Here is a 16,387-nt window from a genome sequence, read left to right as displayed (position 1 = left end):
GTAATGAACAAAATAAAAGGTCTTCTTATATTATTTCAACTGTTGCTTATTCTGCTGACGGCAAGCGGCCAGGAGCCCATGCTGGTCAGAGGAAAAGTAACCGATGGAACCGAAGGACTACCGGGTGTAACCGTAGTTGAAATGGATAAAAATAACCGTATTGAAACCGGGGTTACCACCAACATCGATGGGGAGTTTGCCATCAGGATGAAAGACAAAACCAACAAACTGCAATTCTCGTTTGTAGGATTCAAGGAACAGGTACTTGTTCCCTCCTCAAATACAATTAATGTTGTTTTGCAGGAGGATGCCATTGCACTGGGCGATGTGGTAGTTACTGCCGAGGCAAAAACGAGCACCGGTTTTATGAGCCTCGATGACCGCGACCTGGCGGCTCCGGTTCAGAAAATTTCGGCCAAGGAATTCGAAGACGTACAGGCCTCGTCGATCGACGAAGCGCTTCAGGGACGTTTATCGGGTGTTGACATTACCTCCAACTCGGGCGACCCCGGTTCGGGGATGTCGATCCGGATCAGGGGGGTAAGTACCCTTTCGGCTAATTCGCAGCCGCTGATCATTGTTGATAATGTACCCTATGAAACCGATATCGCGTCTGATTTTAACTTCAGTACCGCCAACGAAGAAGGTTATTCACAAATGCTGAACATTCCGGTTGACGACATCAAGGAAATTACCGTACTAAAGGACGCCGCTTCAACAGCCATGTGGGGAACACAGGCTGCAAACGGGGTATTGATGATTACCACCAAACGTGGGGGAAAAGCCCGTAAGCCGTCGATCACCCTGAACTATCGCGGATCGTACGCCTTTAACCCCGAGCACATCCCAATGCTTAGCGGAGACCAGTATTCTACCCTGATACAGGAAGCCTGGCTGAATTCAAGAGGCTATCCGCTTCCGACATCGATCTATAAGGAATTTTTGTATTCACCCGAAGATCCTTATTATTACCACAATTACAGCAAAAACACCGACTGGGTGGAAGCGATAACACAGGATGGTTACAACAATACCGTCGACTTTTCGATTACCGGTGGTGGAAATAAGGCAGCCTATCGTTTTTCAACCAACTACTACGATCAGGTGGGAACAACCATCGGCTCTGACTTCAACCGCATCACGGCCCGTTTGAACCTCGACTATACCATTTCGGACAAACTGAAAATGAGGGCTGACTTCTCGGTCGCTCACAATACACGTAATGCAAATTACTCCGACGTGCGGGGTGTTGCCTACAGAAAAATGCCCAATATGTCGATTTATGAATACGACTCCTATGGCAACCTGACCGGCGATTTCTTTTCACCCCAATCGAATGCCCAGGGTACTTTTTCAAGAACCTACAACCCGGTGGCGATGGTCAATGATGCCATTAACCGTTCGGTTGGCGACCGAATTACAACAAAATACTCATTGTATTACGATATTCTAAAAGGCTTGCGTTACACTGTCGATCTATCGTTCGACGTGAACTCATCAAAAAACAAGACCTTTCTGCCCCAGACAGCATCAGGGCAGGACTGGACCAACCAATCGGTTAACAAAGCCCAGGATTACGATTCCGACTCCTATGTAATTTACACCAACAACATGCTTAGCTACGGCAATACCTTCAATGAGAAACACGACTTGTCGGTGGTATGGAACTGGATGACCAAAGAGTCGGTAGGCAGTGCCTATAGAATCTGGTCTGCCAATTCAGCTTCCAACTCATTACAGGATCCTGCTAACCCTTCGAAAGTAAATGAAGGCGGACTGGGACCCGAAACCTCGTTGAGCAGGGGACGCAGTCTGGGTACTGCCATGATGGCCAATTATCAATATAAAGATAAGTATATCGTTACAATAGGTACCCGACTTGAAGGCAACTCGAAATTCGACAATGAGAACCGTTACTTCTTTTTCCCCAGTATGTCGCTGGCATGGCGCCTTTCGGGCGAAGATTTCATGCAACAGTTTTCGCACTGGATGAACGATGTCCGACTCAGGTTCAGTTATGGGGAAACAGGAAACCCACCACGCTCCGAAGGGATGTATTACAGTAATGTTGAGTCGTTTAACTACGGCTACCTGGGCTACAGTGCCATTTATCCCGGATCGATGGCCCTTAAAAGCCTAAAATGGGAATCGATTACCAACTACAACTATGGTATCACCATCGACCTTTTTGATGGCCGTATTTATACCGAAATCGATTACTACTTTAATAAAACGGAAGACATGTTTGGTTACAACCAGCCGGTGCAATCCACCTCAGGTTACTCGCGCAACAGCGTTGTCAACATGGGTGCCATGGACAACATTGGCTGGGACTGGACAGTAAAAACCATTCCAATTCAGCAAAAAGACCTGTCAGTTACTTTTGACTTTAACGTGGCCCGTAACTTTAACGTTTTGCGCAGACTGACCGACGATTATTCAACCATCCGTAACGAAACCATTGGAAACGGTATTTACCAGAACATTGCTTCAATTGGTAACCCGGCCGGTTCGTTTTATGGCTATAAATACGAAGGGGTTTATCTCAATGAAGAAGACCTGCTGGCCCGCGATGGCAATGGCGAAATCACGCTCGATCCCAACGGGAATCCGATAAAAATGTACTACGACTACAATGGAACACAACGCTACGAATTTGAAGTAGGTGATGCAAAGTACCAGGATATCAACAACGACGGGAACATCGACGCCAACGACATTCAGTACCTGGGGAATGCCAACCCCTTGTTTACAGGTGGATTTGGTTCAATGATTACCTACAAAGAATGGTCGTTGAACGGTTTCTTCTATTACCGCTACGGCAACTCCATCATTAACCGTACAAAAATGTATGGTGAAGCCATGCACAATTTCGACAACCAGCTGGCTTCGACCCTTAAACGCTGGCGCAAACCAGGCGATGGAGAAGATGGAGAAGAAATCCTGCCCCGTGCCTTATACAACAGGGGTTATAACTATGCAGGCTCCGACCGCTTTGTGGAAGACGGATCGTTTTTACGACTGAAATACATCACCTTAACCTATCGTTTCCCAAAAAGCATTTGCAATACACTAGGAGTCAGCAATATTCGCACCTCGGTAACTGCCAACAACCTGTTTACCTTTACCAATTACAGCGGGCAGGATCCTGAAATCAGCATCCAAAGCAGCGACAACGTAATCTACACAGTTGGATACGACGACTCGCGTACACCACGTTCGAAAGAAGTAACCTTTGTTCTTTCTGTAACATTTTAATTAAGGAGGAGCAGCAATATGAAAGCAAAAAAAGACAACAACAATATGATGAGCAAATTCAAATATGCAAGCCTGGCCATTGTACTTCTTTTCACATTTTCATCGTGTAACGACTGGCTCTATCTCGAGCCTGCCGATGGTGTGATCACCGAAGAATACTGGCAATCGGAATCTGACCTCTTTGCCGGTGTCATGGGCACTTATGCATCGATGCTCGGTGGCGGAAGCGGAAATTACAGTGTGCCACAATTGATGTTCCTTTGGGGAGAAATGAGAGCCGACTTCTTAAGCGGTTACCAGAATACACCCAACGATTACACCCTGATTTTTCAGGGCGATATCAAGCCCAATAACTCGCTGGCCAACTGGGGCTCGTTTTATACCACCATTAACTATTGCAATACCGTGCTCGATAAAGGCCCCGGCATACTCGACCTTGATGCCTCTTTTTCGCAGGAGGAACTCGATCAGTACCGTGCCGAAGTATTAACCATCAGGGCACTGATGTATTTTTACCTGACCCGCATGTACCGCGATGTACCCATTGTAACAAAAGCTTCTACTTCGGACCTGCAGGACTTTACCATCCCAAAATCACCGGCCGAGGAAGTGTGGGCACAAATTGAAGCCGACCTGCTTGAAGCCGAAAAATACATTCCTTTCTCCTACAACAATGGAAAACAGGAAGACAAGGGACGCGTTACTGCTTATACGGTTTATTCAATTTTAGCCGACTTTTACCTCTGGACTGAGCAATATGCCAAAAGTGAGGAATATTGTGATAAGATCATCAACTCGGGCAAATACTGGCTGGTTGAGGGCGACATGGACTGGTACTACAACCTCTACGAAGCCGAAAACAGCAGCGAAAGTATCTTCGAATTACAATTCGACATCGATATTCCCAATCCACTTTTTTCGATGTGTATCACCTACCGTAACTACCGCGCCAACCCCGATGTAATGGAAATATTCTGGCCTACCGATGAATTGCTGATTCATGCCGACAGTGCCGACCTCCGTTCCGACCGCGGTTCCTATGTTTCGAGTCTGAACTACATGATCTGGAAGTCGTATGGAAAAACCCGTTATGCAACGCGCACCAATTCAGCACTCGAAACCGACTACAACTGGATTGTGTACCGCTATGCCGACATCCTGCTGATGAAGGCCGAAAACATGGCAGCACAAATGACCAGCTACGACGAAGCGAAGGCAGCCGAAATTCTTGGATACATCGAGCAAGTAAGAGAGCGGGCCAATGCCTCCTATCTGACCGACGAAGGCGACCCCGGATCGCGCAACGGACTGCTTTACTACATTCTTAACGAAAGGGCCCGGGAATTTGCCTTTGAAGGAAAGCGCTGGTTCGATATCCTTCGCTTTGCAAAAAGAGACAATTACAGCCGGCTCGATGCATTGATTACCATGTACGAAACCTCAGCACCTTCGGATAAACTGATATCGATTCAAAGTAAAATAAATAATCCCGATTTTCATTACCTGCCGTTACCCGAGTTGGATGTACTCAACAGCGGTGGTGTACTTAAACAAAATCCGTACTATGAACAATAAAATCGCACGGAATAAGAATGAGAATACAAAAAAACACTTGCAATATGAAAACTATTAGATATAATTTACTTTGGGCTGTTATTATTTTCACGGTGCTTGCCGCATTGAACCGCTGCGAGTACCCCTACGAAAGTACAAGGGTTACCGAAGACTTGCTCATAGGTGAATACTTCGAGGTGCATTCAGACACCTTCAGTGTATTTGCGAAAATTCTTGAGGAAACCAACAATATGGCTTTCTTAAAATCGTATGGCGAATACACCTGTTTTGCACCCACTAACAATGCTTTCAGAACGTATTTTACAGAAAAAGATCTGGCCAGCGAATCATCGTCGAACGAAGATCTGCTCAATGTGGTTTCGAACCTCAACAAGGAAGAACTGACCGACCTGGTACGTTTCTATGTAATTAAAGGCGACACCATCAACTCGGAACTATTCATCGACGGACGCATGAACACCCCAACCATGTACGGTCAGTATTTAACTTACAGTTCCGATTATCAGGAAGGAGAACTCATTGAATACATCAATAAAACAGCCGTTATCGAGCAAAAAGACATCAGTTTGCTGAACGGGATTCTCCATTCACTGAAATCAGTAATCGAGCCCGATAAACGAACCATACCGCAATACATCGAAGAGCTTGAGGGCTATTCCATCTTTTCGGAAGCGCTCAAACAAACAGGGCTTTACGATCAGCTCAACGTGCCCCACTCCCCCGATCACGACACGGTGTGGTACACCTTTTTTGCTGTGCCCGACGAAGTACTCGAGGCCGACGGAATCACCTCGGTAGAAGACATTGGTAATAAATATGCCAATGAAGATATTTCACCCGATTCAGCCCTGGCGCTTTACATGGCCTACCACATTTTGCCCGGTCAGTATCATTTTGTCACCGACCTGGTTTCGGCACAAGCCGTCAGCACGCTGGCCCCTGGTGAAGTACTGACAGTAAAATCGAAAGGAAATACGGTATTAATCAACGATGATATCTTTGCCGGCATACACGAACCTGGTTTTCTGATCGACCGTCAGGAATCGGATCAAACCGTCGACAATGGCGTGATTCACTTTATGAAGGGAAACTTCTTTGTGAAAGTGCGTTATCCATTTGCTGTTTACTGGGAGGTAAGCGATCAGCCCGAAATCAGAAAGATGCCCGGTGTATTCCGTAAGACCAGTGCCTGGGGACTCGTAAACGGTCAGATTGCCAACATCAGCTGGCAACCACAGGATGCTACCATCGGATACAGCTATGGTGCGGTCAATGGTGCCTACGGACATATTTACAACGACTTCCTGGAAGTATATCTGCGGCCGGCAGTGGTTCAGTCGATTAAATTCACCACCCCGACGCTGGTAAAAGGCTCTTACAAAATTTGGGTGTGCATGCGTACCCAGATTGCCGACGTAGCCACCAAGAACAGTCGTTTCTATGTTTACTTTAACGGGGAACAAACCACCAAGATCGTTGATAACCGAAAAAGCTATAGTGCAGGTTCTGGTTTATCGGATGGTGAGCTGAACCTTATCGATGCAAAAATATACAATTACGATCCGGGAGCCTTTACACCTGCCGATGAAACAGAAGAAGCCAAACAGGAAGTAATTACCCGTGGTATCAGCAACAACTGGGCTACCAATACCGGAAGGTACGGATCACAGCTGGCCGGAACGGTCATTGTGGAAGAAACCGGTGCCCAAACCCTCGAATTTGTTGCCATCTCGGGTGGTGTTAACGCCCAGGTCTGGCTCGATCAGATCCATTTTATCCCCTCCGATGAAGAACAAAACTGGCCAAGAATTAATTGGAGAGACGGTTCATTGGTTTATAAGGAAGATCTGGAAGCAGGAATTCTTCCCGAATAAAAAATTGAAATGTTAAATTGAAACCTAGGTCGATAAACTTAAAATATATGAACAAGTATAAAATAATAATCGTGTTGATCTCTGTGCTTCTTGTCTTCGGATGCGATAATCCATGGGATGAACATGTAAAAATTAACGATGATGTGCTGCAGGAAAGCATCGGAGCGTACCTTGCTTCCAACAGCGATTTTTCAAGCTTTACAGAACTTCTTGAAACAACCGGGATGAACGAAGTACTGTCGTCATCGGTCATCTATACTGTTTGGGCTCCCACCAACCAGGCCATGCAGGCTGTTGACGAAAACCTGCTAAGCAGCGACGAAAAGAAGAAGCTTTTTGTTCAAAACCACATCGCCTTTGGTAGTTTCTCGGCCAAAGATGAACATGCTCCCGCAAGAATTACCATGCGCAGCAAGAAGATGCTCGATTACAATTTAGGCAATGCCACCATCGACGACAAGGCCATCCTCGTCGATCGTGAAGTCGAAGTAAAAAACGGAACCGTTCAGGTAATCGGGTCAGCGCTTTCGCCCCGCTATTCTATCTGGGAATACCTGGAACTCGAAGCACCTAAAAACGATTTTGTGAATTTTCTGAATTCTTTGACCACCGAAGTTTTTTACGAAGACTCTTCGCTGCAAACAGGTATTAATGAAAATGGAAAACCGGTGTACGATTCGGTTTGGGTTGTCGAAAACGTTTTTCTGAAATACTTCGTTGATCTGTCGTCGGAAGATACACTGGCTACTTTTTTAATTCCCACTGACGAAGTTTTCGAAAGTGAATTCAACAAGTTTCAGAAGTTTTACCGAATCGAAGACAAACGCAACAATCCGGCACCTTCATCCCGTGATTCCCTAAATATCAGACTGATGTTAGCACGCGACATGGCCATCGCAGGCAGGTACAACAGCGACGATGCAGCCGACACCCTGCTTTCATTTTACCATGTGAAGGTTCCTTTTGTAAAAAATGCCATTACCGGCAGCTTTAAAGCCAGTAACGGATTTGTACATTTGATGAGCGAATGCCCGGTAAAAGTGAGCGACAAAATTCAGCCCATACTAATGGAAGCCGAAACCCATGTTTACAGCACCCGCATGAGTTCAGGCTCGCCTGCCCCCTACTTCCGCCTGCGCGACGATGCATCAGAGGGCATGGATTTCATCTGTGATAATTCGCACAACAGTCAGAGGTTGTCGGGCGTTGTTTTTGCGGGCCCCATGGTTTCATCCATTAAATACAGGGTGAAAATAAGGGCCATCAATGATTTTGGCAAATCGTACCGCCGCCAGGACACCTCCATTGTGCTGATTCAAAAAGTAGGAACGGTTACGATATCGCGCGATCAGAACACCAATGAAATAACCGCCATTTCGGAAGTAACCAATCCGCTGAACTTTGCAAACACTGAATTTGGAACTGCCGATGTTACCAGTGATACAATTTTTGTTGAGCAGCAGGCCTACAGTGCTGTCGATGAAGCCCGAAGCGATGAAATTGATTTAGGATTTTATGAATTCAACCGAAGCGACAATGTTTTTCTTCGTTTAATTCCGCTGGCATCGCAAATGGCAGTAACAGCCGACTATTTCCGTTTAGTTCCAATTATTGAAGAATAAAAAACCATGCAGAAAATGAAGTATATAAAAACAATACTGGTAGCACTGATAATAGCCATAACAGGCGCTTACGCGAATGCACAAAACAATCAGGAATCGGTGAATACCGTAACAGGTGTTGTTTATAATGCATCGACAAAAAACCCAATTGAAGCCGCTGCAGTAAGCATCGGCCGGGTTTCATCGGGTTTTACCGATGCCGAAGGGCGCTTCAGCATTGAGGTCCGTTCCGAAAACGACGTAATTACCATCAAGGCCGAAGGGTTTCACACACAAAATGTACCTGTAAAAGGCCGTTCTGAAGTGAATGTATATCTGCAACTGGTTTCAATGTATTCATTGCAGGAATTATCCTATTCAGCCTTCGACAGTAAGCAGAAAATATACACTGCCCAATCGGTAGCATCCATCAATCCGCAACACCAGACCAGTGCCACAAAAATGAATGCAGGATCGGGCGAAGCAGCCTTCGACGGCAGAATTCCCGGACTGGATGTACGTTCACGCAACGGCATCAAAGGCATCGGTTCGAACCTGTTCCTCAGAGGCTATTCTTCGTTGTACCTCAACAACCAGCCACTGATCGTGGTCGATGGAATGATTTACGATACAGAAAACCATGGTAATTCATTGATCGATGGATACTATGCCAATCCGTTGGGAGGAATTAACGTAAATGATATCGAAAATGTAACGGTTGTGCGCGATGCAGCTTCTATTTACGGAGCTAAAGCAGCCAACGGGGTCATCTTTATTCGAACCAGCCATACCCAAAAACAAGCGACAAGCATCGAATTGTCGGTTAACGGAAATATGGAAATAGCCCCCGATAACATCCCCTTACTGGGAAGCGAAGATTATCGTACTTACCTGAATGAAATCATGGTTCAGCAATACGGTCTCAACGCTGTTTCTAAAATGGAGTTTCTGAACACCAATACTACTTCACCCAATTATTACAGCTACCACAATAATTCGAACTGGCAGGACAAAGTATTTCAGGACAATTACTCGACCAACTATAATCTGAAAATCAAAGGGGGTGATGACGTTGCGCTGTATGCCCTTTCGGTAAGCTTTCTGCAACAAAATGGTACGGTAAAAGAGTCGGGAAATTCACGTTTTAATTTCCGTTTTAACTCCGACATTAAATTCTCAAATACAGTAACCCTGAATTCAAACATCGGGTTCAACTACATGACCAAAGACATTACCGGTTCGGGTATCGAAAATTACTACGACCCGGTTTACATCTCGCGTATCAAAGCACCCTTCCTGCTTGAATTCGAACAGGATGAAGAAGGAACGGCCAGCCCGGTACTGAGTGATTATGACTTTCTGAATGTGAGTAACCCCGTTGCACTGGTGAATAATATGACCCAGGAAGACATCACCTACCGTTTATTTGGTTCATTCAATTTTAACTGGCAAATAAGCGATAAAATTGTTGCCAGCAACCTGATCGGTTTAACATTCGACAAAGACCGTCAGCGCATCTTCATTCCCCGTCAGGGAGTGGTACCCGATTCGGTCGATTACGGCGAAGTAACCAATCAAATGAAAACAAGGGTATTACGAAATTTTGTGATCAACAACGACTTAAGAGTTAAATACAGCAACGATTTTGGAACCGACCATCAGTTGGATGTTCTGGCCGGTGCACGACTAAAAATCAACGACCTTGAAGAAGACTGGGCTGCCGATTACAATTCGGCCAACGACCAGATGCGTTCTCTTGGAAATGGTAACTTCCTGCTTCGTCAAAAGGGCGGATTCATTGGTCAATGGTCGAGCCTTACCTGGTATTTGAGCGCCGACTATGCTTTCAAAAACAAGTACCTGCTTACACTGAATGTAGGACTTGATGGTTCGTCGCGCTTTGGCGACCAGGCAGGAGGACTGTACCTGTTCGAGACTCCCTTCATGCTTTACCCCTCGCTTGCCGCCGCATGGCTGGTATCGAGCGAAAGCTTCATGGCCGACACGGATGCTGTTGATGTGTTGAAAATACGTGCCAGCTACGGCCTTACCGGCAACGACAACATAGGCAACTATACTGCCCGTAAATATTACAGCTCGGAGACCTTCCTGGGTTACCAGGGCTCGGTACTGGGGGCACTGTACAATCCTGCTCTGGGGCCTGAAAAAACAGCCAAGCTAAACCTTGGTGTCGACATGGCCCTTTTCAGGGAACGCCTGACAATTACCGCCGATGTATTCAGCAATAAAACAAGTAAGCTGTTCGATTATATTCCTGTGAACGATTATTCGGGTTTCGATGGTTATTATGGAAACTATGGCGGGCTCACAACAAGTGGCTTCGATTTCTCGGTCAATTCAAGATTAGTGAATACCAAGGCTTTCAAATGGGACCTGGGGCTTGTTTACTCAAAGTTCACCACCACCATCGACGAGCTATACAACGACAAGCGCACAGCTAACTTTTATACTGCCAACATCCTCACCGAAGTTGGCCAGCCCATATCACAGTTTTACGGTTACAAAACCAAAGGAGTTTATGCTACCGATGCACTTGCTGACGAAGCAGGCCTTGTCAACCGCATGGACAATGAAGACCTTGTTCCGTTTGGAGCCGGCGATGTGATTTTTGAAGACCTTGTAGCTGATGGAATCATCGATGAAAACGACATGCAGGTGCTTGGTAATCCAACCCCCGATTTCATGGGTGAAGTTTTCACCAAGCTGAAATATAAAAATATTACGCTCGATGCTGCGCTTTCGTTCAGCTATGGCGCCGAAGTATTTAACTACCTGCGCTATTCACTCGAAAACATGAGTACAACCAACAATCAAACCCAGGTGGTTTTGAACCGCTGGAGATACCAGGGACAACAAACCGACATTCCGCGTGCTGCTTTTGGCGACCCAATGGGCAATGCACGTTTCTCCGACCGATGGATTGAAGACGGATCGTATGCACGCTTAAAGAATCTGACCCTGAGTTACATGATTAATCTGAATTCAAACCTGCTTAAGTATGCCGAAGTATATGCAACAGGTGTTAACTTACTGACCTTTACCAACTACAAAGGGCTTGACCCCGAATTCAGTATCGATGGAGCTGCATTGATGCAGGGCATTGATCTGGGAATGGTACCACAAAACAAAATGGTACTCCTGGGCGTCAAGATAGGTTTATAAAAGCATTGAAATTGAACAAACAAGATTTGGGCAAGCATTGTATGAAAATAGAAAACAAAATAAAAATGAAACGACTCAATAAATCACTTGCAGCATTAACAACCTGGGTTTTGCTATTGGTATTTGCCACTTCATGCACCAATATGTTAAATCCCGAAGCGGAAGATGCATTGACACCCGGAGAGGTCTATCGCAACATCGATGATGCCAATACCACCCTAAGGGGTATTTATGGGAAACTGATGGATTGTGCCCCTCAATATGTGGTATTAAATGAACTACGTGCCGACCTGATGGATGTTACCAATAATGCCGATCAGTCCTTAATGGAAATTTCCTGGCACGAAACGGTTTCACCCGATAACCAATGGGCCGACCCTTCCAATTTCTTCAGGCTGATTAATGCCTGCAACGATGCCGCAGTGAATTTCACCCTGATGGCTGAAAAAAATAAAATCAACAGGGAAGAATACAACATCCGTTACTCCGAAGTCATTGCAGTGCGCACCTGGGCTTACATGCAGGTGGCGCTTCATTTTTCCGACAGGGAAAAAGGCGGAGTTCCTTATTTTACAAAACCCATCGACGAGGTAGAAGACCTTAACCCGGCGGCTTTGGAAAATGTCCCCTACCTGCCCCTCGAGGTCATGGTTGATACGCTGTTGAACACCATGGTGAGCCTGCCCTACAAGTCGAAGATCACCGACGAATCGCTCATCACCACCATTTCGACTTTCAACAGCCAGTACATGTACATCGATAAAGAATACCTTTTGGGTGAACTTTATTTGTGGAATGGTGATTACCATATGGCAGCATCTACTTTCAAAAACATTATGGAAAGAAGCACCGTTGAAGACATTAACAACCCGTACGACCGTTACAAACTGCCTTTCGATGCCTCGGCTACCCTGTCGGCTTCAACAGCACGTTATAACAGTGGTTATTCGCGCTATTACGAAAACGACCGTTTCAGTATCCGTAACAACTGGCCGTATATGTTTTACGATATTGAGAGCAGTAATTATTACAACGAATGGCTGTGGGTACTTTATTTCGATCAGTTAAACGAACCCAGTCCCTTCATTGAGCTCTTTGCCAAGGAAGGTGGAGAATACCTGCTAAAACCCTCACAGGAGGCCATCGATAACTGGAACAACCAGGTACAGCGTAACTCGTTTAAAGGTGATTTCAGGGGCTACTTCTTCAAGCCCGACGGCTATACCTGGTACGACAACGACGGCAACGAATACACGGTACTTAACTATGTTTCTGCCTTCGGTTTGCCCGGCTCATACGACATCGACAACGGTGACCCGGTAATTATGAAATACATCTACGACTACAGTAAATACAATCCGGGTTTCGACCTGCTCGACAAATCGGGTCGCTGGTTTCTGTGGCGGGCTGCCGGTCTGCATCTTCGTTATAGCGAAGCAGCCAACCGCGATGGACAACACCGTGTAGCCTATGCCCTGTTGAACAATGGCATACGTGCTAATTTCCCCGGTTCGGATCCCAATGCTGCCAGCAACGACTTTACCCATCGTCACCAAACAGAACTGCCCTTCCCCTACGATTTTGATGCCCGTTCGACCAGCTCGGGCGACATTCCTCCGGGATTGCGTCAACCCTGGTTTCGTAACAATGGTGTCCGCAACAGGGTAAGTCTCACCAGCCATGAGATTGTCAGTGATTCGCTCAGCGAAATCGAACAACACATCCTTGAAGAAAGCGCTCTCGAACTGGCCTTCGAAGGTCAGCGCTGGAACGACCTCGTACGTCTGGCCATCCGCAATGGCGATAATTCAATTCTTGCCGATAAGGTAGCTGAAAAACTGAACAAGGCAGGAATGGATGGCGAAGCTGTACGTATTAAATTAGCCGACAGAAATAACTGGTTTTTACCTTTAGAATAAATCATATGAAACGAATCTTTAATAATCTAAATTTTGAAATTATGAGAAACTTTTTCCTTTTTAATTCGGGAAGTAAAACCCGTAAACTTTGGCAAAGCTTCGCCCTCGTTGTAGGTTTGGTGGCTTTTGCTAATCTTGCGAATGCCCAGGTTGAAATGACCTGGACCGGCGCTACAAGCAACAATTTCATCATCGAAGACAACTGGGATCCGGCAGGTTCTCCCGTTGGCAATATTCTTACAATTCCAATGCCCGATACTGCTGCCAACCCTGGTGCTCAGCCCTTCGTTGTTGAAGTAAGTGGTGGTGACAACATCGATGTAAACGACTTAACCATTGCCGGTGCTTCCGACGATGCCTATCAGTCGAGGCTTGTAATTATGATGGAAGACACTGCTACTTTCTCGTACCGACCAAAAATCAAATACGGTTTTACCGGTGTACAGGTAAAAAGCGGTACTTTCAGCTTTACCAGAACCAATTCACCCCGTATGGATTTTGCCAATGCCTGGTTGCGTGTTGAAGGTGGAAGAGCCCAATTCAACAACCTGGCCATGAGTAATGGCAAAAACGATGGCGGTGCAGGTAAAATCTACATTACCGGAGGTGAAGTTTACTTGTATGAATCGTTCTTCAGAGAGTACGATGGTTACGAAGATGGACAGGTATTAATCACCGGCGACGGTAAATTAACCGTTACAGGTAATTACACTCCTATTTCTGAAAACTGGATCAATGGCGGAAGCGAATATTCAATCGCCCGTGCATACGATGCCGTAAGCAACATCACTGTATTTACTGCCGTACCTAAAAGCTACATTGGCATCGAGAATTCCGAACGTCAGGTATTAAAAAATAATGAGGTAACTACCGATACCCTGCATTTAATTAATACCGATGCAGTAGCCAATGCCACTACTTTTGAGTGGAGATATCGTAAGGCAGGAGAAGAAACATATACTTCGTTTGCCGGCGGTAACACGGCCCAATTTGCTCCCAGCTTCGCCTCTTCGGGTACTTTCTTTGTATCATGTCTGGTTGATGGCGTTGCAACTGCCAATGAAGCCGAATTCTTTATTGTATCCGACGCCATTTCGTTTGCTCCGGCCGAATTTCCTTTCCAGGTAGTTCGCGTAGGTGAACTGGGTACCACCATGACTGCTCAGTTTACTTCAACTCCCACATCTATCGAGTGGAAATATTCAGCCGTACCCGGTGGCCCTTATCAATCATTCGATCCGGCAGCTACCGAAGCGTCTTTCCAGCCTTCGTTCGATACTGAAGGAAATATGTATGTAATTGTTGAAGCGGTAATCGACGGCGGTACGCACGCCAGTGTGGAACTACTCTACAATGTCGAAAGTGCCTCTTCAACAGGAAAAGGTCTTACCTGGTCAGGTCTTGTCTCAACCGATGCCATGGATCCGGCCAACTGGAACCCGGTTGCCAATCCATCGAAAAACAATTTCTATGTGGCAGGTCTTGATACCATCAATGGTGTTGTTCCAAATTATCCGGTATGGAAATCAGAAGTGAATGATACCGTTTATACTTTCGGTATCGATCCGGGCTCAGAAGCCACTTTCGATTTTGGTGATGACACGCTGAATATCAGAGGATCATGGCAGGAAGTTAAAGGTGGTGTAATGAATGTAATTTCAGGTACCTATGTTACCACTTCCTATTTCCGTATGACCAACATGGGTCTGCTGAAGCTTTCAGGTTCATCGTATTTCGTGGCAAAAGAATTGCTTTATGAAGACGGAAAAGGCAATGGCGGTAACGTTTCAGTTGAAGACAATGCTGTTTTACATTGTCAGGTTCTTCCCTGGCGTGTTGTTGCCGACACCCTCGAAAGTGTTACCTATATTAAAGACAATGGTAAAATTATTTACGATGGCGATGTAATGGCCGATGTAAGCGTTTGGATCAACTCTGCAAAAATTGTTTGTCCTGAAGAAGGTTTCGAACCTTACGCTACTTTCGATGCTACTGATTCAATTACTGTAGTAACTGCCCGTAACACCAACGCTTTTGCTCTCGACAATGCAGCTTTAGACTTCACAACACCCAATACTCCCGTTGCAACAGCAATTGGTTTGGTAAATGTTGACGGGGTTACCAGTTGGGAATGGAAATGGGCCGAAAATGTTAGCGGACCCTGGAATTCATTCGAACCAGCTGCAGTAGATGCTCCTACTTACGCTCCTATGTTTGCCACAGCAGGTACTTACTTTGTTGTAGCAGTTACTTCGGAAAACGTTCAAACCACCAACATGAAGCAAATCAATGTGGTTGACCTTTCCGTTTCACCTGCCGACGACCAGGTAATTGCCAATGGCGAAATGACCGAAACAGTTACTGTTAATATTCCCGAAGAAGTAGTCTTCCTGGCCGGTATGTGGCTGCTTGAAGATGCCGATGGAAATGTTGAGGAAACAGGAGTTAGCGATCTTTCATACGCAACTTATCTGAGCAATCCTGGTAATTACACACTGTATTACTTTGCTGAGGTACAGGATGCCGAAGGCAATTCATACACCCTGTACAGTAACAAGGTAAACATCGAATACGGACCATCAAGTGTCGAAGCTTTGAACATGAACCTGAAGTTGTTCCCGAACCCAACTACAGGTACCTTCCATATTAACACCAATTTCGACAGCAAATACAAGGTTGAAATCATTAATCTGGCTGGTGCTTCAGTTTACGTGAAGGAATTTACACAAGGTGGTCTTCAGACCATTCATTTCAATGAAAAAGGTGCCTACATTGTGAAGGTACAATCAGGAAATGAAGCGCTTTACAACCGTCTGCTTGTAAAATAAATTCATGACCAACAATAATTAATTCAGAAGAGGCTGTCTGCGATAGGTAATTGTATTAAAATGAACAGGTTTCATTTTCAGCATCCTTATCCGGGCAGCCTTTTTATTTAAACTATTTCTAAATATCAACGTTCATTTACCAAGCTATC

Annotated in this window: 7 protein-coding genes; all 7 read left to right on the top strand. The window is 45.5% G+C overall.

Annotated elements, in window-relative coordinates; all coding sequences use genetic code 11:
- Positions 1 to 3 precede the first annotated feature (3 nt).
- Entirely contained in the window at positions 4 to 3,258 is a 3,255-nt protein-coding gene (locus FHS86_RS04385; RefSeq protein WP_429411539.1) for a SusC/RagA family TonB-linked outer membrane protein, read from the top strand.
- Between the two features lie 18 nt (positions 3,259 to 3,276).
- Positions 3,277 to 4,833 (top strand): RagB/SusD family nutrient uptake outer membrane protein, encoded by a 1,557-nt coding sequence (locus FHS86_RS04380; protein WP_429411537.1) that lies wholly within the window; start codon positions 3,277 to 3,279, stop codon positions 4,831 to 4,833.
- A 44-nt stretch (positions 4,834 to 4,877) separates the two neighbouring features.
- Positions 4,878 to 6,707 (top strand): fasciclin domain-containing protein, encoded by a 1,830-nt coding sequence (locus tag FHS86_RS04375; RefSeq protein ID WP_429411534.1) that lies wholly within the window; start codon positions 4,878 to 4,880, stop codon positions 6,705 to 6,707.
- 47 nt (positions 6,708 to 6,754) lie between these two features.
- Positions 6,755 to 8,329: a fasciclin domain-containing protein gene (locus FHS86_RS04370; RefSeq protein ID WP_429411531.1), complete on the top strand. Its 1,575-nt coding sequence runs from the start codon at positions 6,755 to 6,757 to the stop codon at positions 8,327 to 8,329.
- A 15-nt stretch (positions 8,330 to 8,344) separates the two neighbouring features.
- Positions 8,345 to 11,491 (top strand): SusC/RagA family TonB-linked outer membrane protein, encoded by a 3,147-nt coding sequence (locus tag FHS86_RS04365; protein WP_429411529.1) that lies wholly within the window; start codon positions 8,345 to 8,347, stop codon positions 11,489 to 11,491.
- A gap of 65 nt (positions 11,492 to 11,556) precedes the next feature.
- The gene (locus tag FHS86_RS04360; protein ID WP_429411527.1) at positions 11,557 to 13,410 is read left to right on the top strand and encodes a RagB/SusD family nutrient uptake outer membrane protein; all 1,854 of its coding nucleotides are present in this window, start codon (positions 11,557 to 11,559) and stop codon (positions 13,408 to 13,410) included.
- A 41-nt stretch (positions 13,411 to 13,451) separates the two neighbouring features.
- Positions 13,452 to 16,238, top strand: a complete 2,787-nt coding sequence (locus FHS86_RS04355; protein ID WP_429411525.1) for a T9SS type A sorting domain-containing protein — start codon at positions 13,452 to 13,454, stop codon at positions 16,236 to 16,238.
- Positions 16,239 to 16,387 lie beyond the last annotated feature (149 nt).

Source organism: Roseimarinus sediminis, from assembly GCF_050433125.1.
Taxonomy (GTDB): Bacteria; Bacteroidota; Bacteroidia; order Bacteroidales; family Prolixibacteraceae; genus Roseimarinus; species Roseimarinus sediminis.
This window is presented reverse-complemented; position numbering and strand designations above follow the sequence as displayed.